Below are 19,116 nucleotides of genomic sequence, written 5' to 3'. Positions count from 1 at the left end.
ACTCGCCCCCTTTCCATCGGATGTGTCATCCCTTTTCACCCGATGGACGGGAATGGGTTCTCAGGATCGCAGGGTGGCGTGGCGCAACGCCTCGTCCAGGGTGTCGAAGACCTCGAAGGCGTTGCGCAGCCCGGTGATGGACAGCACACGGGACATCACGCCCTGCACGCCGCCCAGCAGCAGCCGGGTCTCGCGTTCCTCGCACCGGTGCATGATGTCGAGGAGCTCGTTCATGCCCATCGAGTCGCAGAAGCCGACGTCGTGCATGTCGAGGATCAGGTAAGGCGTGGGCGACAGCTCCCACACGCGCGTCAGGTGATCGCGGAGCGGCGCCAGCCCGTACGCGTCGATCTCGCCGCTCAGCCGGATGACGACCGTGTTGGCGAAGAGGCCGGACGAGACGACCAGCATCGATCTTCCCATGGCCTCAGGCGACATGAGCACGTCCCTCTGGATCTCCGTAAGGCAGCCCATCGGGAAGTGTTGCCGATTCGGCCGCCCTTCTAACGGAAGGCTACTGCTCTGTTGCCAAACGCATAGGGTTACGGAGCATCACGATCTCCGGTGGCACCGATCCGAAAGCCGCCTTACTTGCGCTGGGTGGCCCAGCGCCGGATGAGGTCGATGCGCTCCTGGATCTGCTCGGCGGTCGCCTGCGCGATCGGCGGCCCGCCGCAGGCCCGGCGCAGCTCCGCGTGGATCACGCCGTGCGGCTGGCCGGTGCGGTGGTTCCAGGCGCCGACCAGGCCGTTGAGCTCGCGCCGCAGCTCGGCGATGCGCTCGTGCGGGGCCAGGGTGTCTTGCGGCTCGGCGGGCTGCTTGCGCTTGGCCGCCTGCTGGTCGGACTGGCGCTTGCGGAGCAGCGTGGCCACCTGGTCGGGCTCCAGCAGGCCGGGCAGGCCGAGGAAGTCCTCCTCCTCGGCGGAACCGACCTCGGCGCCGGTGCCGAACTCGCCGCCGTCGAAGAGCACCCGGTCGAAGGTCGCCGAGGTCTCCATGGTCTCGAACGGGAGCTCGTCGCCCAGGACGTCGGGGGTGTCCTTCTTGCGGTTGGCGTCCTCCAGGAGGCTGTCGTCGAGGCCCTCCTCGGGCGGGCGGCGGTTGAGCACGTGGTCGCGCTCGGTCTCCATCTCGTTGGCCAGCCCCATGAGGGTGGGCACCGAGGGCAGGAACACCGAGGCGGTCTCGCCGCGCTTGCGGGCGCGCACGAAGCGGCCCACGGCCTGGGCGAAGAACAGCGGGGTGGAGGTCGAGGTGGCGTAGACGCCCACGCACAGCCGGGGGATGTCGACGCCTTCGGAGACCATGCGGACCGCGACCAGCCAGCGGTCGCCGGACGCGGCGAACTGCTTGATCTTCTTGGACGCGCCGGGGTCGTCGGAGAGCACCACGGTGGCCCCCTCACCGGCGATGGCGCGCAGGTGGCGGGCGTAGGCGCGGGCCGTCTCGTGGTCGGTGGCGATCACCAGGCCGCCCGCGTCGGGGACGTGCCGGCGGACCTCGGTCAGCCGGCGGTCGGCGGCCTGCATGACCTGGCGGATCCAGTCGCCCTTCGGGTCGAGCGCGGCCCGCCAGGCCTGGGAGAGCTGGTCCTTGGTGAGCGGGGTGCCGAGGGTCGCGGCCAGCTCGTCGCCGGCGCGGGTGCGCCACCTCATCTCGCCGGAGTAGGCGAGGAAGATGACCGGCCGCACGACGTTGTCGGCGAGCGCGGGGCCGTAGCCGTAGGAGTAGTCGGCGCGGCTGCGCTTGAGGCCCTCGGCGTCTTCCTCGTACGTGACGAACGGGATCGGGTTGTCGTCGGAGCGGAACGGGGTGCCGGTGAGCTGCAGCCGCCGGGCGGCCGGCTCGAACGCCTCGCGCACGCCGTCGCCCCAGGACTTGGCGTCGCCCGCGTGGTGGATCTCGTCGAAGATGACCAGCGTCTTGCGTGCCTCGGTGCGGGCGCGGTGGAGAGCGGGGTGCATGGCGACCTGGGCGTAGGTCACGGCGACCCCGGTGTAGTCGCGGCTGGTGGCGCCCTGGCTGTTCTTGAACTCGGGGTCGATGCTGATGCCGACCTTGCCGGCGGCGTCGGCCCACTGGCGCTTGAGGTGCTCCGTCGGGGTGACGATGGTGATCGACCGGATCAGCCCGCGCGACAGCAGCTCGCTGGCGATGCGCAGGGCGAAGGTCGTCTTGCCGGCGCCCGGCGTCGCCACGGTGAGGAAGTCACGCGGCTCTCGCCGGAAGTAGAGGTCCAGCGCCTCCTGCTGCCAGGCGCGCAGTTTGGGCGCGGTGCCCCACGCGGCGCGGTCGGGATAGGAAGGCGACAGGTGGGATGCGGCGAAGGTGCTCACCGCATCACCTCTGGGGTTCGTGTGCTTCGCTCTCTCACAGTGTCCCAAGAGTAAACCGGCCCACTGACAAGACGTGCCGTGCACCGTCGATTCTGGCCAAACGGCCCCATGCGTGCTATCGGTCTCACCCGGCACTCGCCATGACCGCGTCCAGCGCCTGCCTGGCGGTCTTCTCCTCGGGGTGCAGCAGCCCGAGGACGAGCGCCGCTCCCCCGCCGTGGGTGACAAGGGTCACACGCAGGTACGCGGGCCGGTTCACCACGTCGTCGTACTGGGCGCGCACCGCCCTGGTGTGGCCCCGGGCGACCGGGCGGTCGTCGACCACCTGCACCCGGTCCCCCTGCAGCAGGAGCCCCGCGTAATGGGCGACGGCGTCCTTGACGCTCTTGCCCGGGTCGGCGATCGGGCCCGGCAGCGGCCGGGTCATGATCACGCCGCCGCCCTGGTTCCTGGCGACGCCGGTGAACCCGGTGACCGGCGCCACCTTGCCGTCCTCCCAGCCGGGCGGCAACTCCAGCCGCACCCCGGCCAGCGTGTCGGTGAGCGGCGTGATGCCGCCGCCGGTCGGCAGCAGGCGCGGCACCGCGAAGGCGAGCGCCGCCACCAGTCCCGCCGCGACCGCCACCGCCAGCACCGGCCAGGCCGCCCGTCTCAGGGCGCGCCCCGGCAGCCGGCGGCCAGGACTGGCGGGGGTGCCGTACATGCGCGCGGACGGCGGCAGCGCGTCCCAGCGCGTCCGGACGCGGTCGTCGGGCTCCATGCCGCTGTCCTACCATCGCGGACGCCGCGGGTCCGGCGATCCGTGGCCGGTGTGACAGGAGGGACGGATCAGGTTGCCGGGTCGGCCACCCGGGCCGCGAGGAAGACGGTCGCGAGCCCGATCAGCGCCATCAGCCCGCAGATCACCGCGAACCCCACCGCGATCTGGTCGGGGGCGTGACCGATGAGGTTCGACAGCGCGCCGCCGACGCCGAGCGCGAGCGCCGCGCCGAGCATGTCGGTCACCGACAGCGCGGCGCTGTTGGCGCCCTGCTCGTTGACCGGCGACTGCCGGAGCGCGGTCACGTTGATGGTGGCCATCGCCAGCCCCATGCCGAACCCGGCGACGATCCAGGCCGGCACCGCGACCCAGCCGGTGACCCCCGGCACGACCGCCACGACGGCGAGCAGGATGCCGGCGGTCACGCACGCCGCGCCCGTCCTGATCCTGCGGTGCGGCTCGATCACGCGCCTGCTCTGCAGGTACGAGCCGGTCGACCAGCCGAGCGCCCCGGTGGTCAGCGCGATGCCCGCCGCGGTGACGGAGAACCCCTTGACGTCGGTCAGGGCGAGCGGGATGAAGCCGTTGACCCCGAAGAACGCGGCGGAGAACAGCCCGCGCATCATGACGGTCGTGGGCAGCCCCCGGCCGAACCGGAGCGCGGCCGTCGGCAGCAGCTTGGCCAGACCGTATCCGAGAGCCCCCAGCCCGAGCACGCACCACAGGGCGCTGACCAGCGGCGTCTCGTCCAGCATCTCGACCCCGTACAGCAGCACGCCGCTGCCGACGGCGGTCGCGGTGGCGGCCACCGTCATGGCTGTCGGGCGCGAGCGCGGGCCGGTGGCGGGCTCGTGGTCGCCGACCGGCCGCTTGAGCGAGGGCGCGAGCATGAGCAGGGCGGGCACGACCAGCGGGATGATGCCGTAGAACACCCAGCGCCAGTCGAACTGCGCGACGAACCCCGCCACGGACGGGCCGATCATCGACGGCAGCACCCACGCGGCCGACAGTGCCGCGAACACCCGGGGCCGCACGTCCTGCGGGTAGACCCGGGCGATCATGACGTAGAGCGCCACGACCGTCGGACCGGCGCCCAGCCCCTGCACGGCCCGCGCCACGAGGAACATCTCCTTGCCGGTCGCCGAACCGGCCAGCGCCATGCCGGCCACGAACAGCCCCAGGCCGACGAGGAACGGCAGCGCGTAGCCGCGCCGGTCGGCCCACAGGCCCGCGACGACGTTGGCGAAGAGGCTGGCGATGAAGAAGGCGGAGAAGCTGACCCCGTAGAGGTCCAGGGCCCTCAGGTCCTTGGAGACCTGCGGCATGATGACACTGACCGACATGCCCTCGAAGGCGACCAGCGTGACGACCAGCAGGATGCCGAAGGTCGCCGTGCGGTATGCCGGGCCGAAGATGCGCGGGGCATCGTGAGGTGCGTCGAGTGCTTTCGGTGCTGTCACCCGGACATCGTATGCAAGCGTCGCCGCAGGACAGGTGCCGGGCGGCGATTACTCGCCCTTCCCGCCGCCTTTGCCGTCGCCCTCGCCGCCGCCGGACGGGAGACCCTCGTAGATCTCCTTGCACTCCGGGCAGACGGGGTACTTCTTCGGGTCGCGGCTGGGCACCCACACCTTGCCGCACAGGGCGCGGATCGGCGTGCCCGTCACCATCGACTCGGTGATCTTGTGCTTGTCGGCGTAGTGGGCGAACCGTTCGTGGTCACCGTCGCCGTGTGACGTCTTCGGACGGGTTTCTTGCTCTGGAAGGATCTTCGTGCTCACCTCACCGAGTCTATGCCCGCCGAGGTGCGCCCCAGAAGAACGGTGCGGCCCCCGCCCGGTGCCGGACGGGGGCCGTACTGCTGCTGACTCAGCCGACGTGCACGGGGGCGTCGGCCGTCTTGCGGCCGGCCTTGACGAACAGGGCCAGCACCGCCGTCACCAGGGCGATGCAGGTGCTCACCAGGAAGGCCGTGTGCATGCCGTCCATGAAGGCGCTCTTGACGGCCGGGCCCACCACCTGGGCGATCTGCTCAGGGGTGCCGGCGGGGAGCCCGCCGAACGAGGCCGCCGCCTCCAGCTGCGCCATCTGGTCGGCCGGGATCGTCTGAGCCGCCGGGCCGAGGTAGCCGGGCAGCTTGGCGGAGATCTGGCCGGCCATGACGGCGCCCAGGATGGCGGTGCCGAGCGCGCCGCCGACCTGCATGGCCGACTGCTGCAGGCCGCCGGCCACACCGGTGAGCCCCTCGGGGGCGTTGCCGACGATGATCTCGGTGGCGCCCACGAAGACCGGCGACATGCCGAACGCCAGCACCACGAACGGGATCGAGGTCTGCAGGAACGAGGCGTCGATGGTCAGCTGGGACATCAGGAACATGGCGCCCGCGGTCACCACCAGGCCCGCCGACATGGTGAGGCGCGGCCCCAGCTTGCCGAGCAGGACGCCCGCCAGCGGCGAGGCGACGATCATGCCGGCGCTCATGGGCAGCATCCGGATGCCCGCCTCCAGCGGGGTCAGCCCGTGCGTGCCCTGGAAGAAGAAGCCCAGGAAGAACATGGCGCCGAACATCGCGAAAGCGACCATCATCATCAGCAGGGTGCCGATGGAGATCGACCGGTTGGCGAACAGCGACAGCGGCACCAGCGGCTGCTTGGCCAGGCTCTGCCAGAAGACGAAGGCGCCGGTGAGCACCACGAACGCGCCCAGGAAGATGAGCGTGGTGGAGTCGGTCCAGCCCCACTCGGGCGCCTTGATGATCGACCAGACCAGCGCGAACATGGCGCCGGACAGCAGCACGACGCCGCCCCAGTCGATCTTGTTCATCACCTTGATCGGGCTCTTCTTGATGAGCAGCGCGCCGAGCACGAGGGCGAGGATGCCCACCGGGGCGTTGATGAAGAAGACCGACTCCCAGCTCACGTTCTCCACGAGCACGCCGCCCACGATCGGGCCGGCGGCGCTGGACAGGCCGATGATCGCACCCCACGCGCCCATCGCCTGCTTGAGCTTGTCACCGGGGAAGGCCTCGCGCAGCAGCGCCAGCGCGGCAGGCTGGAGCAGCGCGCCGAACAGGCCCTGCAGCACGCGCAGGCCGATCAGGGCGGTGGCCGGCTCGACGCCGGGGATGATGTCGGCCAGCTCCGCGCTGAAGCCGATGCCCACCGACGTGACGGCGAAGCCGCCGACGCCGATGAGGAAGACGCGCTTGTGCCCGAACAGGTCGCCCAGCTTGCCCGCGGTGATCAGGAACACCGCGAGGGCCAGCAGGTAGCCGCTGGTCACCCACTGCAGCTCGGCCAGGGTCGCGCCCAGGTCGGCCTGAATGACCGGATTGGCGATGCCGACCACTGTGCCGTCGAGCATCACCATGATGACGCCGAGGCTCACTGCCAGCAGCACCAGCCACGGATTGCCGCGAGCCCCGGTCCCGCCCGGCGGCGACGACGGCGCGGCCACCGTCTTCGCATCTGCCATGAATCCCCCTCAATAGTCTCTTAAGCCTCAGGCACATTAGTGGCAGAGACTGTCAGATGACAAACCAATTCGATTCGCCTACAGCTGACATATGGCAGACTGTGACATGTGGATGGCGAAGGGGTAACAGGCATGGGTCTGCGGGAGCGCAAGAAGGAGAAGACGCGGCTCGCTCTCCTGGACGCCGCGCTCGGCCTCTTCCTCGAGCAGGGGTACGACTCGACGACGGTCGACCAGATAGCAGGGGCGGTCGACGTCTCCCCACGCACCTTCTTCCGCTACTTCACCGGCAAGGACCACCTGGTGTTCTGGTTCCACGACCAGGCCGAGGAGACCATGCTGGAGGCTCTCGCCGAACGGCCGGCGGACGAGCCGCCGTTCGCCTCCATGACCCACGCCCTGCGCGCGCTCCTGCGCACCCTGGAGTCCTCAACGCAGGAGGACACCGAGCGATTCCTCAAGGTGCGACAGCTTCTCGACGCCAACCCCCACCTGGCGAACAGCACCTTCGCCCGGGCCATCGAGACCGAGCGTCACCTGGTCGAGACCATCGCCGCCCGCGGCGGCATGGACCCGGGCGAGAGCCCGGTCCCCCACCTCGTCGTCACCTTCGTGATGGCCGCCATGCGGGTCGGCTTCTCCTGCCCCTCCGACCCGCCCGACCTGCAGCAGATCGTCCGGCGCATGGAGGAGACGCTCCAGTTCGTGGAGCGCTCGCTGCGCCCCGGCTGGGACGCCTAGTTCATCGTCGGGTCGTCCGGGCAGGTCGCCACGAACGCCAGCTCACCCCTCTGCCGCCGCAGCACGTGCCGCCAGAGCGAGCCGGGATCGGCGTGGAAGGTGTCACCCGCCTCGGAGTCGACGACGTACCAGGCGCCCTCGGCGATCTCGCTCTCCAGCTGGCCCGTGGTCCAGCCCGCGTAGCCGGCGAAGATGCGCATCTGCGCGATCTGGTCCTGGAGGATCTCGGGCGGCGCGTCCAGGTCGACGGTGCCCAGCCGGGACACGGCCGCGGTGCCCGCGTGGAGCCTGCGCCAGCCCAGCGGCTCCGCCCCGCTCGGCACGGCGGCCAGCGCGAGCGCGCTGTCGGTCTGCACCGGCCCGCCCTCGAAGAGCACCGGCGGCCCGGTCACCAGAGGGTCCCACACCGGCAGCACCTGGGTCACCGAGATCTCGCTCGGCCGGTTGAGAACCACGCCGAGCGTGCCGCCGTCGTGGTCGTGTTCGAGGATGAGCACGACGCTACGCCGGAAGTTGGGGTCGTCGAGAAGCGGCGTCGCCACCAACAACCCGCCGACGTAGATCGCTTCCGCCATACCTCCATCATGAAGGAGGAACCAGTGTTCTCGCGCCTGTAGCCGCCGGATGTTACGGAACGTAGTGATTCGGGCACGATGCGGACGAATAATCGCTACGTTCCGAAGTGCTGGAGCAGCCATGCGCATGCGCGCCCGCCTCGCCCTCGCCGCACTGCCCGCCGGCGCGGCCCTCGCCCTGCCGGCGGCCGCGTGGGCATGGCCCCACCACGACTCCGGCGACCCGTTCACGATGTCGGTGGACCGGATCGGCTGCCGGACCAACACCGTACGGGTCACCCTGCGCAACCAGACCCGCCAGCTCACCCGCTTCGACCTGCGCGCCGACTCCGCGACCGTGTCCTCCGGCTCCATCCCGGCCAGGAAGGCGGTCACCCGTACGGTGAAGGTGCGCCGCGGCAGCACCGTGGAGATCGAGGCTTACTCGGTGAGCGGGTCGGGGCCCGACACCCTGATCGACTCCAGCCGGGCGCGCAACGACTGCCCGTGGGGCCGCCGGCTGCCGATGACCGGCCCGCCCCTCGACCTGATCGCCAAGCTCGCGACGGCGGGCGGGCTCGTCCTCACCGGCGGGGTCGTGTGGTGGTACGGGTCGATCTGGCCGCGTTCCCGCTCCCCGTTCGAGCGCTGAGCGTCAGACGGCCACGAACGCGCCCGCCCTGGCGGCGATCAGCGCGCGGGCGACCGATCGGGCGGCCATCGCCTCGTCCACCGGCTGCCGGAGGATCATCAGGTGGTAGTAGAGCGGCGCGGAGACGGCACGGATGAGCTCGGCCCCGTCGGTGCCCGGCGGCAGCTCGCCACCCTCGACCGCGGCCTCCACCACCTTGGCCCACTCGGCGATGCGCCGGTCGTAGAAGGCGTGCAGCGCGCCCGCCGCCTCCTCGTCGGAGGTCGCCGCGGCGATGACGGCCTGGAGCGTGGCCCCGAAGTACGGGTCGGTGATCGCCGCCAGCACGGACCGGGCGTTCGCCATGAGCACGTCCTCGACCGAACCCGTGCCCGGCGGCGGGAAGGACCGCGCCGCCAGCTCCCGCATCAGGTCGGTGACCAGGCGGGCGCGGGTGCCCCAGCGCCGGTAGATGGTCGTCTTGCCGATGCCCGCCCGGCTGGCCACCTGGTCCATGGTCAGCCGGTGGAAGCCCCGTTCGACCAGCTCGTCCTGCGTGGCCTGGAGCACCGCCGTACGGACCTTCGCCGTACGGCCGCCAGGACGGACCGTTCCCGCTAAGCGGGGCCCTGCCTCCATCTGGTCTCCCTTACGTTCTCCGTCGCCACGGTCACGGGCGGAGGTGTGACCGCATTCTAAGAACGCTCCAAACCCGGCGAGCAGGAGGGACGTGTCCGAGCACCGCCGTGGACCCCCTGCGGACCCGTCGGGGACCCGCTGCAGACGCCTCGCCCACCCGCCCTGCACCACCGGGAACCCGTGAGAGGACCTGCTGTAGACGCGCCGAGGATCCCGTCGTTGCTCCGTCGGGACCAGCGGGGTGGGTCTGTCGGGAACCCGCCGAGGAACCACCGTGAACCCACCCACGAATCGCCGTGGACCCGTCGAGGACCCCCGCGGTGCGCCCATCCGGACCCATCGGGACCCGTCCGTGGAGCCCGTCGAGGGGCCCGGTGCACGCGGTCACGCCGGGCGTCGGGCCGGGCGGACCCGGCCGCCCGTCAGGCCTCGGTGAAGCCGCGGGCGCGGCCGCCCGCGGACTCGCGGACCGCCGCCGCCACGGCGCCCGCCACGTCCGGGTGGAAGACGCTCGGGATGATGTAGTTGGGCCCCAGCTCCTCCGGCGTCACCACGGCCGCGAGCGCGCCGGCGGCGGCCAGCAGCATCTCCTGGGTGACCACGGTGGCCTGCGCGTCGAGCAGACCGCGGAAGACGCCGGGGAACGCCAGCACGTTGTTGATCTGGTTGGGGTAGTCGGAGCGCCCGGTGGCCACCACCGCGCAGTGCTCGCGGGCGTCGTCGGGCGAGACCTCGGGCTCAGGGTTGGCCAGCGCGAACACCACCGCGCCCGGCGCCATCGAGGCGATGTCGGCGCCGTTGAGGATGCCGGGGGCGGACACGCCCACGAAGACGTCGGCGCCCTTCACCGCGCCGCGCAGGTCGCCGGAGTAGCCCTCGGCGTTGGTGTGCTCGGCGATCCAGCGCAGCGAGTCGTCGAGGTCGTCGCGGCCCCGGTGGACGGCGCCGCGGTAGTCGCAGACGATCATGTTGCGCGCGCCGGCCGCCATCAGCAGCCGCAGCACGGCGTTGCCCGCCGCACCCGCGCCCGCCATCGTGATGCGGACGTCCTCGAGTTTCTTGTCGACCACCCGCAGCGCGTTGGTCAGCGCGGCCAGCACGCAGATGGCGGTGCCGTGCTGGTCGTCGTGGAAGACCGGGATGTCGAGCAGCTCGCGCAGCCGCCGCTCCACCTCGAAGCAGCGCGGCGCGCCGATGTCTTCGAGGTTGATGCCGCCGAAGCCGGGGGCGATGAGCTGGACGGCCCGGACGATCTCGTCGACGTCCTGGGTGTCGAGGCAGATGGGCCAGGCGTCGATGCCGGCGAACCGCTTGAACAGCGCCGCCTTGCCTTCCATCACCGGCAGCGCCGCCTCCGGCCCGATGTTGCCCAGCCCGAGCACCGCCGAGCCGTCGGTGACGACGGCGACGGTGTTGCGCTTGATGGTCAGGCGGCGGGCGTCTTCCTTGTTGCGGGCGATCGCCATGGACACCCGCGCCACGCCCGGCGTGTAGGCCATGGAGAGCTCGTCACGGTTGCGCAGCGGCACCTTCGACTGCATCTCGATCTTGCCGCCGAGGTGCATGAGGAAGGTGCGGTCGGAGACCTTGTGGATGACCACGCTCTCGACGGCCTCGAGCTGGTCGACGATGGCCTGGGCGTGGTCGGTGTCGCGGGCGGCGCAGGTGACGTCGATGCGGAGCTTCTCGTGGCCGGCGTTGGTGACGTCGAGGGCGGTCACGACCCCCCCGGCCGACTCTACGGCGTGGGTGAGCTGGCTGACGGCCTTGCCGCCTGCCGGAACCTCCAGCCGCACGGTGATGGAGTACGACACACTCGGGACGGTCGCCACGTCAATCGCTCCTTCGCGCCTGACCATGAAGTGCTCCCATGTTAGGGGTGTTCGGGTCAAGCGAGCGCCTCGGCCGCCGTGACGATCATGTCGACGCATGCCGCGACCGGGATCGCGGTGCTGTCAATCAGCAGGTGATAGTGGCGGGGATCGGCCGGGTCCGCGCGGTAGAAGTGGCGGACGTAGGCGGACCGGGCGCGGTCGTTGTCGTCGATGACCTTGCGGGCCTCGCGCTCGGTGGTGCCGCGCAGCCTGGCCGCCTCCCGGACCCGCCGCTCCAGCGGGGCGTCGAGCCGCACATGGAGGGCGCCGGGCAGCTCGGCGAGCACGATCGCCCCCGCCCGGCCCAGGAAGACTCCGCCCTGGGCGCGCGCGGTCTCGCGGAGCACCCGCTCGGTGCGCCGGACGAACTCCTCGGGCGCGTGCGGCAGCGTGCCCGGGACGTACATGTCGACGCCGCCGAACGTGACCGTCGGCAGCCGCATCGCCCCGGACAGCAGCCAGCCGAGACCGCTCTCGGCCCGGTCGTCGTAGGCCAGCGCCTCCTCAAGGGAGCACCCCAGCTCCTCGGCGACGGCGCCGGCGATCGCCCGGTCGACGAAGGGCACGCCCAACCGCTCGGCGACCGCGGGCCCGATCTCATGGCCGGAGGTGCCGTAGGTCGCCGAAAGGGTGACGACGTGCACACTCTCAGGTTAGAACAGCGCGCTCGCCAAAGCTCTACGCGCCTTCGCCAGGGACGGATCCTCGGCGGGCAGGGTCTCGAACAGGCCCAGCAGGTGGACGCGGGCCTTGTCGCGATCGTCGCCCGAGGTGCGCTTGACCACGCCGATGATGCGCTCGAACGCCTGGTCGACGGAGCCCGACAGCATCTCCAGGTCGGCGGCGAGCAGGTGCGCGTCGATGTCGGCGGGGTCCTGAAGGCGGCGCTGCACGTCGGCCGGGTCGGCGCCGGCGGTCCGCTTGATCAGCTTGACGCCGGCCAGGCCCATCTTGGCGTCCTCGTCGGCGGGCACGCGGGCCAGCAGCCGCGCGTAGGCCGCCTCGGCGGCGTCGAGGTCACCCTGGTCGATGGCCTGCTCGGCGGCGACCAGGTCGGGGTCGGCGGGCGGGCCCTCCGGCTCGCCCGGTCCCTCGGCCGGCGGCCGCGCGCCCGGGTTGGCCTGGTAGAACTGCTCGACGGCGGCCATCAGCTCGTCGAGCCAGCGGCGCACCTCCTGCTCGGGCAGCACCTGCTGGAAACCGGTGACGGCCTGCCCCTGGAAGATCGCGAGCACGGTCGGCACGGCCTGCACGCGCAGCGCCTGCGCGATCTGCGGGCTGGCGTCGACGTTGACCTTGGCGAGCACGGCCTTGCCGCCCAGGTCGCCGACCACCTTCTCCAGCACCGGGCTCAGCTGGGCACTGCCGGGCGCCCGGGGCGACCACAGGTCGAGCACGACGGGGACGCTCATCGAGCGGTCGATGACGTCGGTCGTGAACGTCTCCTCGGTCACGTCGACGACCGAGGCCGATGAGGCCGCCTGGGGACCACCGGCCTCCCGCCGGGCCTGCGCCTCGAAAGCCTGCTTGCGCGCGCCCAGATCCACCGCTCCGTAGAGCGACCCGGGCCTAGAGAAGTCCGCCATGCTCCTCATCTTGCCCCATCGTGGGGGCCGAGAAGTCACCCGCCGCCACCCGCAGCGTGCGCAGCAGGTCGAACATCCGGCCAAGCTCGCTCTCGGCGTACATCTCCAGCCCGAACTCGGCGGCCATGAGATCGTCCGTGGCGCGCCGTACGACGTCGCGCCCGGCCTGGGTGATCTCCGCCAGCACGCCGCGCCCGTCGCGCGGGTTGGGCATGCGGCGCACCAGGCCGGATCGCTCCAGCCGGTCGATGGTGTTGGTGACGCTGGTCGGGTGGACCATCAGCCGCTCGCCGATCTTCCACAGCGGCAGCGCCCCGGTCTTGCTGAAGGTCAGCAGCACCAGGGCCTCGTAGCGGGCGAAGGTCAGGTCGTACGGCTTCAGCAACGAGTCGAGCTGGGACAGGAGGATCTGGTGCGCTCTCATGATCGAGGTGACCGCGGCCATCGCGGACGAGGCGCCGAAGTGGACGCGCCAGGTCTCCGCGGCCCGGTCGATCGGGTCGAACGGCAGGTTGAGCGGCTTGGGCTGCGACACGCAGATACGTTAGCGCGCCCCTCGTCCAGATTCGTCTGCTTACGGAGCGCAATCACATTCCCCGCTTGACCAAGAATCCGGGCGTCCTTCATCACGCTCAGTTATGGTTCTCGCATCGAATGGTGACGGGGGGCCAAGTCCATCAGCCGTGTGGGGACCCGGCCGGGCTTACCGCTCCCACCTGTCGCCGACGGGCACGGGGGGTGCTTGATGAACGTCATGGGGATGACGCGTGCGTGAGCACGGGGGCGTTTCACGCGAGGAGCTGAGACAGGGCGCGGCCGTCACGGTGGCCGTGCTGCTGGCGCTCGGCCTGGTCGCGGCGTGGAGCGTCCTGATTCCGGGCGTGGACGCCTGGGAGAACATCGTGGCGGCCGTCATCGGCTCGCTGAGGCTGACGGGGCCGGTCGCCGCCGCCTTCGCCGCCTGGGTGGCGCTGCGCAAGCGCCGGGCCGCGCGCGACCGGCCGCTGACGACGTGGCGGGCGCTGAAGGCGCCGCTGGCGATCGTGCTGGTGGTGCTGGGCTCGTTCGCCGCCACCGTGCTGGTGCTGGCCGTCAAGACGCTGCTGACCGAACAGGCGGGCCGGCTCAGCCTCACGGGTCTGGGCATGGGCATGGCGGGGCTGGCGCTCTACTCGGTGATCGGGTGGGTGGCCGGCTGGGTGCTGCCGTACGCGCCGACCGCGCCGCTGGCGGGGCTGACCTGCTACGCGCTGTTCAGCTGGCTCGCCGACGGCGCCGGCTGGGCCGACCGGCTGGCGCCCGGCACGGGCGAGCCGTACGACCTGTTCCAGGGGTTGAGCGGGGCCGTCTTCGTCAACCAGATCATCTGGCTGCTCGGTGTCACCGGCGCGCTGCTGCTGGGCTGGGCGGCGCTGGTCACCCGGCAGGCCCTGGTGCTGGCCTTCGCGCTGCTGGCCACGCTCGCGGCCGTCACGGGGGTGGCGCGGGTGCTCGGCGAGCCGCGGCCGGCGGCGGCCCAGGAGATCGCCTACAGCTGCCAGGAGTGGCCCATCACGGTCTGCGTCCACCCTGGCATGCGGGCCGGTCTCACCGAGCTGGGCGCCGCCTTCACCGAGGTCGCCTCCCGGCTGGCCGAGACCCCGGCCGCGTTCACCCGGGTGGAGCAGCGGCCGCTGGACGCCCCGCTCACGCCGTCGCACGGGCTGGCGCCGATCCACCTGCCCGACCTGTCGGCGGGGTTCGCCGAGTCGGCCGCGCACGAGTACGTCGACGCGCTGGCCGCCCGGTGCCCCGGCAGCCCCGCCGACGGCTACCGGGAGATCGTGACGGCCTGGCTGCGCGGCGAGCCGCTGCCCGGCGGGCCGCTGCTGGAGCACGAGTACGCCGCCGCCTGGTTCTCAGGGCTGAACGAGCACCAGCGCCGCGAGTGGCTGCGCATGTTCTTCAGCGACTTCCAGGCGTGCAAGCTGTCGGCCACCCACTTCGGCGGCGGCCCCGCGGGCACGCCTCCGCAGGCCGCCACCCCGGTCGCCACGCAGGTGCACCAGGAGAGCGCCCCGCAGGTCTATCCCGTCTATCCCGACCCGAGCCGGCATCCCTCCCCGAACTGGGGACCGGAGATGTCACCTCATAGCTGGCACAGGTGATCCAACCAGGGGTAGTCAAGGGGACATGACGACTTCGCAGACGGCGCCCCCCGCGGTCACTCCGCACCGGCGCCGCAGGTGGCGATATCTCGTAGGGCTGCTGGTCGTGGCGGTCCTGCTGGTGGTGGCCGGGCGGCTGGTCTGGTCCTGGCTCAACCCCATGGGCGAGCAGACCGTCGACCGCAGTCAGCCGGTGCTGCTCCAGTCCATCAAGGACCTGAGCCGCTTCGAGGCCGCGACCGGCAGCTTCCAGGTCGTGGTGGACCTGGAGAAGGACGCCAACTTCCTGCCCGACGCGGTCAAGGGCTCCCGCACCCTCTTCGTCGGCGCGGGCGGCGTGGACGCCTACGTCGACTTCTCCGGGCTGGCCGGTGACGCGATCACGGTGTCGGAGGACCGCACCGCGGTCACCGTCACCCTCCCGCCCGCCCAGTTGGAGAAGCCCAATCTCGACAACGAGCGTTCCTACGTCTTCGCCCAGCAGCGCGGCCTGCTGGACCGGGTGGAGGACTTCCTGTCCGGCTCCCCCGCCGACCAGCGGGAGCTGTACGTGCTCGCCGAACGCAAGATCGCCGAGGCGGCCGCCGCCAGCGACCTGCGGGCCAGGGCCGAGGCCAACACCCGGAGCATGCTGGAGGGCATGCTCAAGTCGCTGGGCTTCACCAAGGTCACGGTCACGTCCGGTACGAGACCCTAGGGGCCTTAGGCGGGGACTCAGGACGACTCAGCTCCGGAGATAGGGCATCCGTCCGATGTGCCGGGGCGGGCCTTAGGACGAGTCTTGAGAGTGCAAGGAAGAGACGACGAGGAGCACTCTCATGAACGCCGAGTTCGAATACACCGTCATGCAGCACCGGGCGCACGAGCTTCGCCAGCAGGCCGCCGAGCACCGGCGGGCCCGCGAGGCGGCCAGGGCGGCCAGGCCCGAGCGCCGGCACCGCTCGATCTTCGCCCGGATGCGTGCCGCATGACCCGTCCACGAACGCCCGGCCGCATCCTCCCTCGCGGCCGGGCGCACCTCCCCCCTTGACGACACACCTCATGCGGCGCGCCCACTCCCCCTGGGTTCGGGGAGCGGGCGCGCCGCGGGCGTTTCTGGAGCCAGGAGCTCCCTAGGTGACCGGGAGCTCCTCGGTGACTAGGAGCTCTTCGGCACGGTGATGATGAGGGCGTCGCCCTGGCCGCCGCCGCCGCACAGGCCGGCGGCGCCGACGCCGCCGCCGCGCCGCTTCAGCTCGTGGGCGAGCGTGAGCACGATGCGGGCGCCGGACGCGCCGATCGGGTGGCCGAGCGCGATGCCGCCGCCGTTGACGTTGACGATGTCCATCGGCACGCCCAGCTCCTTGACCGACTGGATCACCACGCTGGCGAACGCCTCGTTGATCTCCACCAGGTCCAGGTCCTGCGGGGTCAGCTTCTGCTTGGCCAGCGCCTGCTTGATGGCGTTGGACGGCTGCGACTGGAGGGAGGAGTCGGGGCCGGCGACGTTGCCGTGACGGCCGATCTCCGCCAGCCACTCCAGGCCCAGTTCCTCGGCCTTGGCCTTGGACATGACCACGACCGCGCAGGCGCCGTCGGAGATCTGCGACGCGGAACCGGCCGTGATGGTGCCGTCGGCCGCGAACGCCGGCCGCAGCCTGGCCAGCGTCTCCTCGGTCGTGTCACCGCGGACGCCCTCGTCGTCCTTGACCACCAGCGGCTCACCCCGGCGCTGCGGGATCTCGACCGGCACGATCTCCGACTCGAACGCGCCGTTCTTCGCCGCCGCGGCGGCGAGCTGGTGCGAGCGGGCCGACACCGCGTCCTGCTCCTCGCGGCCGATGCCCAGCCGCGCGTTGTAGCGCTCGGTCGACTCGCCCATCGCGCACTGGTCGAAGGCGCAGAACAGGCCGTCGTGGGCCATCGAGTCGACGACTTCGGAGCTCCCGTACTTGACGCCCTTGCGCAGACCCGGCAGCAGGTGCGGGGCGTTGGTCATCGACTCCATGCCGCCCGCGACCACGATGTCGAACTCGCCCGCGCGGATCAGCTGGTCGGCCAGGGCGATGGCGTCCAGGCCCGACAGGCACACCTTGTTGATCAGGATGGACGGGACCGTCATGGGGATGCCCGCCTTGACCGCCGCCTGGCGGGCCGGAAGCTGACCCGCGCCGGCCTGCAGCACCTGACCCATGATCACGTACTCGACGGCCTCGGGGGCCACTCCGGCACGTTCCAGCGCGGCCTTGATCGCGATGCCGCCCAGGTCGACCGCTTTCAGGCCGGACAGCGAGCCGAGCAACTTGCCGATGGGCGTACGCGCTCCGGCGACGATCACGGAACCAGACATGCGGGGCCTCCTGTGCACACGAGGGGAGCTCTTTGACACCATACCTAGCGGTAGCAGGGTGTTCGCTATGGAGGTGGCCCACACATGTTCATGCGTATCGACCACATCGGCATCGCGTGCCACGACCTCGAGGAGAAGATCGCGCTCTTCTCCGGGCTCTTCGAGCTTGAGGTGGTGGCCAGGGAGGTCAACGAGGAGCAGGGTGTGAAGGAGGCCATGCTGCGCATCGCCGACGCCGACGGCGGCGGCTCCTACATCCAGCTGCTGGAGCCACTCTCTCCCGATTCGCCGGTGGGGAAATATCTCGCCAAGAAGGGTGAGGGAGTCCACCACGTCGCGTTCGGCGTCCCGGATGTCGCCGAGGCGATGACTAAGATCGGCGACAAGGGTGTGCGGCTCCTCGACGAGCGCCCCCGGCACGGCTCTATGGGCTCGCAGATCGCATTTCTGCACCCCAAGGACGTGGGAGGAATGCTCACCGAGTTGGTGCAAGCGGCCAAGAGCTAGCTAACGCAAAAAACGTTCATTAGTAACTAGTCACGCAGAAACCCGGACGGGGCTTCGTACTCGGCATCGGCGGAGTACGCTGGCCTTCCACCGGACATGGAGCCTGCCGCGAGGCACAGGCTCCAGGCTCGGATGCCCCGAACCCCCCGTCCGGCCCGTGTAGCCGTCTCGACAACCCAGGATCGAGCCTCCATGCAGTCCGACATCGACGCCCAGCTCAACAATTTCTTCGAAGACGCACCGGCCCGCGAGTTCGACGTGGTGCTCCGAGGTTACGACCGGCATCAGGTCCACGATCACCTGAAGCAGCTCGACGCCGAATTGCGCCAGGCTCGCGAGCAGGCCACTTCCTTGCAGCGAGAGCTGTCCGACTCCCAGCGCCAGCTGCAGGAGCAGGAGCGGCCCACTTACTCCGGTCTGGGCGCGCGCATCGAGCAGCTCCTGCGCCTGGCCGAGGAGCAGGCCACCGAGCTGGTCCAGGCGGCCAGGTCCGAGGCCAACGAGATCAAGGCCGCGGCCAAGGTCGAGGCGGCCGACCTGCGCGCCGCCGCGGAGGCCGAGGCGGCCGAGAAGCGGGCGCAGGCGACGCGCGAGAGCGAAGAGATGCGCACGAGTGCCGAGCGCGACGCCGAGGAGATCCGCTCGACCGCCCGCCGCGAGGCCGACGAGCTGACCGCGACCACCGAGCGGGAGGTGGCCAAGCTCCGCGCCACCGCCGACCACGAGGTCGCCGAGAAGCGCGCCGACGCCGAGCGCGAGATCGCCAAGCTGCGCACCACCACCGAGCGCGAGGTGGCCCAGCTGCGCGCCTCGACCAAGCGCGAGCGCGACGAGGTGCTGACCACCGCCAAGCGGCAGGCCGACGAGATGCGCGCGCAGGCTCAGCGGGTGCTGGAGGAGTCCGAGGCGAAGCGGGCGCAGGACGAGGCAGAGTTCGAGATCCAGCTCGCCGCCCGGCGCGAGGAGGCGGAGCGCCAGGAGGCCGAGCGCCACGCCGCCACCCAGGCCGCGACCCAGAAGCTGGTGGCCGAGGCCGAGCAGCGCGCCGCCACCGCCGAGTCCCGGGCCACCAAGGCGACCCAGCAGGCCGAGCAGACCCGCCGCGAGGCCGACCTGCACGCCAAGCAGCTGGTCGCCAACGCCCGCAAGAACTCCGAGCAGATCGTCTCGGAGGCCAAGAGCAGCGCCGAGACCATCGTCACCGAGGCGAAGAACGAAGCCGAGCGCACCCGCACCTCGATGCAGCGCCAGGTCGACGAGCTGACCCGCCAGCGCGACAGCATCACCAGCCACCTGGCGCAGCTGCGTCAGCTGCTCGGCGGCGCCGCCCTTCCGGGCCTCGACCCCGAGCCCGCCGTCACCGCGGCCCCGCCGAAGCCGGCCATCGCCGCCGCGGTCGACGACCGCCCGTCCCCGGTCCCGACTCCCGCGCCCGCCAAGGCCGAGAGCAAGGCCGACGACGACGCCGAGTGGTGGCAGGAGTAGGCCGGCCGCCCCGAGAGATCGGGCTACCTACACGGGGATTCATCGCATGACGA

The 19,116-nt window shown here is 71.2% G+C and carries 20 protein-coding genes; 7 read left to right on the top strand and 13 right to left on the bottom strand.

The features are described 5' to 3' along the window. Positions 1 to 60: 60 nt before the first annotated feature. From ACGFI7_RS05605 to ACGFI7_RS05580, 6 genes are all read right to left on the bottom strand, one after another. A complete protein-coding gene (locus tag ACGFI7_RS05605) occupies positions 61 to 423 on the bottom strand; it encodes an STAS domain-containing protein (protein WP_393399481.1) in 363 nt (120 codons plus the stop codon). Positions 424 to 587: 164 nt separating this feature from the next. Then, complete coding sequence (locus ACGFI7_RS05600) at positions 588 to 2,336, bottom strand: DEAD/DEAH box helicase (protein ID WP_393399479.1); 1,749 nt, start codon at positions 2,334 to 2,336, stop codon at positions 588 to 590. 124 nt (positions 2,337 to 2,460) lie between these two features. After that, positions 2,461 to 3,096 carry a hypothetical protein gene (locus ACGFI7_RS05595; RefSeq protein WP_393399477.1) on the bottom strand — a complete coding sequence of 212 codons (636 nt, stop codon included), beginning with the start codon at positions 3,094 to 3,096 and terminating at the stop codon, positions 2,461 to 2,463. 68 nt (positions 3,097 to 3,164) lie between these two features. Next, positions 3,165 to 4,556 (bottom strand): MFS transporter, encoded by a 1,392-nt coding sequence (locus ACGFI7_RS05590; RefSeq protein ID WP_393399475.1) that lies wholly within the window; start codon positions 4,554 to 4,556, stop codon positions 3,165 to 3,167. 48 nt (positions 4,557 to 4,604) lie between these two features. Beyond that, positions 4,605 to 4,877 carry a DUF3039 domain-containing protein gene (locus tag ACGFI7_RS05585; RefSeq protein ID WP_393399473.1) on the bottom strand — a complete coding sequence of 91 codons (273 nt, stop codon included), beginning with the start codon at positions 4,875 to 4,877 and terminating at the stop codon, positions 4,605 to 4,607. An 88-nt stretch (positions 4,878 to 4,965) separates the two neighbouring features. Then, the gene (locus ACGFI7_RS05580) at positions 4,966 to 6,570 is read right to left on the bottom strand and encodes a DHA2 family efflux MFS transporter permease subunit (RefSeq protein WP_393399470.1); all 1,605 of its coding nucleotides are present in this window, start codon (positions 6,568 to 6,570) and stop codon (positions 4,966 to 4,968) included. Between the two features lie 132 nt (positions 6,571 to 6,702). Here ACGFI7_RS05580 and ACGFI7_RS05575 point away from each other — a divergent pair, with 132 nt between their 5' ends. Further along, positions 6,703 to 7,311, top strand: coding sequence for a TetR/AcrR family transcriptional regulator (locus tag ACGFI7_RS05575; protein WP_393399468.1), 609 nt, complete (start codon positions 6,703 to 6,705; stop codon positions 7,309 to 7,311). Here ACGFI7_RS05575 and ACGFI7_RS05570 read toward each other — a convergent pair. Continuing rightward, positions 7,308 to 7,886, bottom strand: coding sequence for a YqgE/AlgH family protein (locus ACGFI7_RS05570; protein WP_393399464.1), 579 nt, complete (start codon positions 7,884 to 7,886; stop codon positions 7,308 to 7,310). The two genes, ACGFI7_RS05575 and ACGFI7_RS05570, sit on opposite strands and share 4 nt — an antisense overlap. A gap of 121 nt (positions 7,887 to 8,007) precedes the next feature. On the opposite strand from ACGFI7_RS05570, the gene ACGFI7_RS05565 reads away from it, so the two are divergent. Then, positions 8,008 to 8,517, top strand: coding sequence for a hypothetical protein (locus ACGFI7_RS05565; protein WP_393399461.1), 510 nt, complete (start codon positions 8,008 to 8,010; stop codon positions 8,515 to 8,517). Between the two features lie 3 nt (positions 8,518 to 8,520). Here the strand turns inward: ACGFI7_RS05565 and ACGFI7_RS05560 are convergent, their stop codons facing one another. The 5 genes from ACGFI7_RS05560 to ACGFI7_RS05540 all read right to left on the bottom strand — a co-directional run bounded on the left by ACGFI7_RS05560 (position 8,521) and on the right by ACGFI7_RS05540 (position 13,130). Continuing rightward, positions 8,521 to 9,135 (bottom strand): TetR/AcrR family transcriptional regulator, encoded by a 615-nt coding sequence (locus tag ACGFI7_RS05560; protein ID WP_393399459.1) that lies wholly within the window; start codon positions 9,133 to 9,135, stop codon positions 8,521 to 8,523. Between the two features lie 422 nt (positions 9,136 to 9,557). After that, positions 9,558 to 10,967 carry an NAD-dependent malic enzyme gene (locus ACGFI7_RS05555; RefSeq protein ID WP_393399457.1) on the bottom strand — a complete coding sequence of 470 codons (1,410 nt, stop codon included), beginning with the start codon at positions 10,965 to 10,967 and terminating at the stop codon, positions 9,558 to 9,560. Between the two features lie 56 nt (positions 10,968 to 11,023). Further along, entirely contained in the window at positions 11,024 to 11,653 is a 630-nt protein-coding gene (locus tag ACGFI7_RS05550; protein WP_393399455.1) for an AAA family ATPase, read from the bottom strand. A 9-nt stretch (positions 11,654 to 11,662) separates the two neighbouring features. Beyond that, positions 11,663 to 12,595, bottom strand: a complete 933-nt coding sequence (locus ACGFI7_RS05545; RefSeq protein ID WP_393399453.1) for a tetratricopeptide repeat protein — start codon at positions 12,593 to 12,595, stop codon at positions 11,663 to 11,665. After that, positions 12,579 to 13,130 (bottom strand): MarR family winged helix-turn-helix transcriptional regulator, encoded by a 552-nt coding sequence (locus tag ACGFI7_RS05540; RefSeq protein WP_393399451.1) that lies wholly within the window; start codon positions 13,128 to 13,130, stop codon positions 12,579 to 12,581. Before ACGFI7_RS05540 ends, ACGFI7_RS05545 begins: the two co-directional genes overlap by 17 nt. A gap of 232 nt (positions 13,131 to 13,362) precedes the next feature. Here ACGFI7_RS05540 and ACGFI7_RS05535 point away from each other — a divergent pair, with 232 nt between their 5' ends. The 3 genes from ACGFI7_RS05535 (at position 13,363) to ACGFI7_RS05525 (ending at position 15,713) form a co-directional block, all read left to right on the top strand. Then, a complete protein-coding gene (locus ACGFI7_RS05535) occupies positions 13,363 to 14,742 on the top strand; it encodes a hypothetical protein (protein ID WP_393399448.1) in 1,380 nt (459 codons plus the stop codon). A 25-nt stretch (positions 14,743 to 14,767) separates the two neighbouring features. Beyond that, complete coding sequence (locus ACGFI7_RS05530) at positions 14,768 to 15,439, top strand: DUF4230 domain-containing protein (protein ID WP_393399446.1); 672 nt, start codon at positions 14,768 to 14,770, stop codon at positions 15,437 to 15,439. A 121-nt stretch (positions 15,440 to 15,560) separates the two neighbouring features. After that, a complete protein-coding gene (locus tag ACGFI7_RS05525; RefSeq protein WP_393399444.1) occupies positions 15,561 to 15,713 on the top strand; it encodes a hypothetical protein in 153 nt (50 codons plus the stop codon). A gap of 167 nt (positions 15,714 to 15,880) precedes the next feature. On the opposite strand, the gene ACGFI7_RS05520 is transcribed toward ACGFI7_RS05525, so the two are convergent. Then, a complete protein-coding gene (locus tag ACGFI7_RS05520; protein WP_393399442.1) occupies positions 15,881 to 17,071 on the bottom strand; it encodes an acetyl-CoA C-acetyltransferase in 1,191 nt (396 codons plus the stop codon). An 84-nt stretch (positions 17,072 to 17,155) separates the two neighbouring features. On the opposite strand from ACGFI7_RS05520, the gene mce reads away from it, so the two are divergent. Together mce and ACGFI7_RS05510 are read left to right on the top strand one after the other, a co-directional pair. Further along, complete coding sequence (gene mce, locus ACGFI7_RS05515; RefSeq protein ID WP_393399439.1) at positions 17,156 to 17,578, top strand: methylmalonyl-CoA epimerase; 423 nt, start codon at positions 17,156 to 17,158, stop codon at positions 17,576 to 17,578. 192 nt (positions 17,579 to 17,770) lie between these two features. Next, on the top strand, positions 17,771 to 19,063 hold the full coding sequence (locus tag ACGFI7_RS05510) for a DivIVA domain-containing protein (RefSeq protein WP_393399436.1): 1,293 nt from the start codon (positions 17,771 to 17,773) through the stop codon (positions 19,061 to 19,063). The last annotated feature ends 53 nt before the right edge of the window (positions 19,064 to 19,116 follow it).

Origin of the sequence: Nonomuraea sp. NPDC048826, assembly GCF_043198225.1 — a bacterium.
In the GTDB taxonomy this organism is placed as follows: Bacteria; Actinomycetota; Actinomycetes; order Streptosporangiales; family Streptosporangiaceae; genus Nonomuraea.
Note: the sequence above shows the minus strand (reverse complement) of the source record. Positions and strands in the feature narration are given on the sequence as shown.

Excerpts from the sequence above, each read along its gene's own strand:
- ACGFI7_RS05560 (WP_393399459.1), bottom strand. The coding sequence starts at position 9,135 with ATGGAGGCAGGGCCCCGCTTAGCGGGAACGGTCCGTCCTGGCGGCCGT.
- ACGFI7_RS05520 (WP_393399442.1), bottom strand. The coding sequence starts at position 17,071 with ATGTCTGGTTCCGTGATCGTCGCCGGAGCGCGTACGCCCATCGGCAAG.
- ACGFI7_RS05575 (WP_393399468.1), top strand. The coding sequence starts at position 6,703 with ATGGGTCTGCGGGAGCGCAAGAAGGAGAAGACGCGGCTCGCTCTCCTG.
- ACGFI7_RS05595 (WP_393399477.1), bottom strand. The coding sequence starts at position 3,096 with ATGGAGCCCGACGACCGCGTCCGGACGCGCTGGGACGCGCTGCCGCCG.
- ACGFI7_RS05570 (WP_393399464.1), bottom strand. The coding sequence starts at position 7,886 with ATGGCGGAAGCGATCTACGTCGGCGGGTTGTTGGTGGCGACGCCGCTT.
- ACGFI7_RS05580 (WP_393399470.1), bottom strand. The coding sequence starts at position 6,570 with ATGGCAGATGCGAAGACGGTGGCCGCGCCGTCGTCGCCGCCGGGCGGG.
- ACGFI7_RS05510 (WP_393399436.1), top strand. The coding sequence starts at position 17,771 with ATGCAGTCCGACATCGACGCCCAGCTCAACAATTTCTTCGAAGACGCA.
- ACGFI7_RS05605 (WP_393399481.1), bottom strand. The coding sequence starts at position 423 with ATGGGAAGATCGATGCTGGTCGTCTCGTCCGGCCTCTTCGCCAACACG.
- ACGFI7_RS05545 (WP_393399453.1), bottom strand. The coding sequence starts at position 12,595 with ATGGCGGACTTCTCTAGGCCCGGGTCGCTCTACGGAGCGGTGGATCTG.
- mce (WP_393399439.1), top strand. The coding sequence starts at position 17,156 with ATGTTCATGCGTATCGACCACATCGGCATCGCGTGCCACGACCTCGAG.
- ACGFI7_RS05530 (WP_393399446.1), top strand. The coding sequence starts at position 14,768 with ATGACGACTTCGCAGACGGCGCCCCCCGCGGTCACTCCGCACCGGCGC.
- ACGFI7_RS05565 (WP_393399461.1), top strand. The coding sequence starts at position 8,008 with ATGCGCATGCGCGCCCGCCTCGCCCTCGCCGCACTGCCCGCCGGCGCG.
- ACGFI7_RS05525 (WP_393399444.1), top strand. The coding sequence starts at position 15,561 with ATGAACGCCGAGTTCGAATACACCGTCATGCAGCACCGGGCGCACGAG.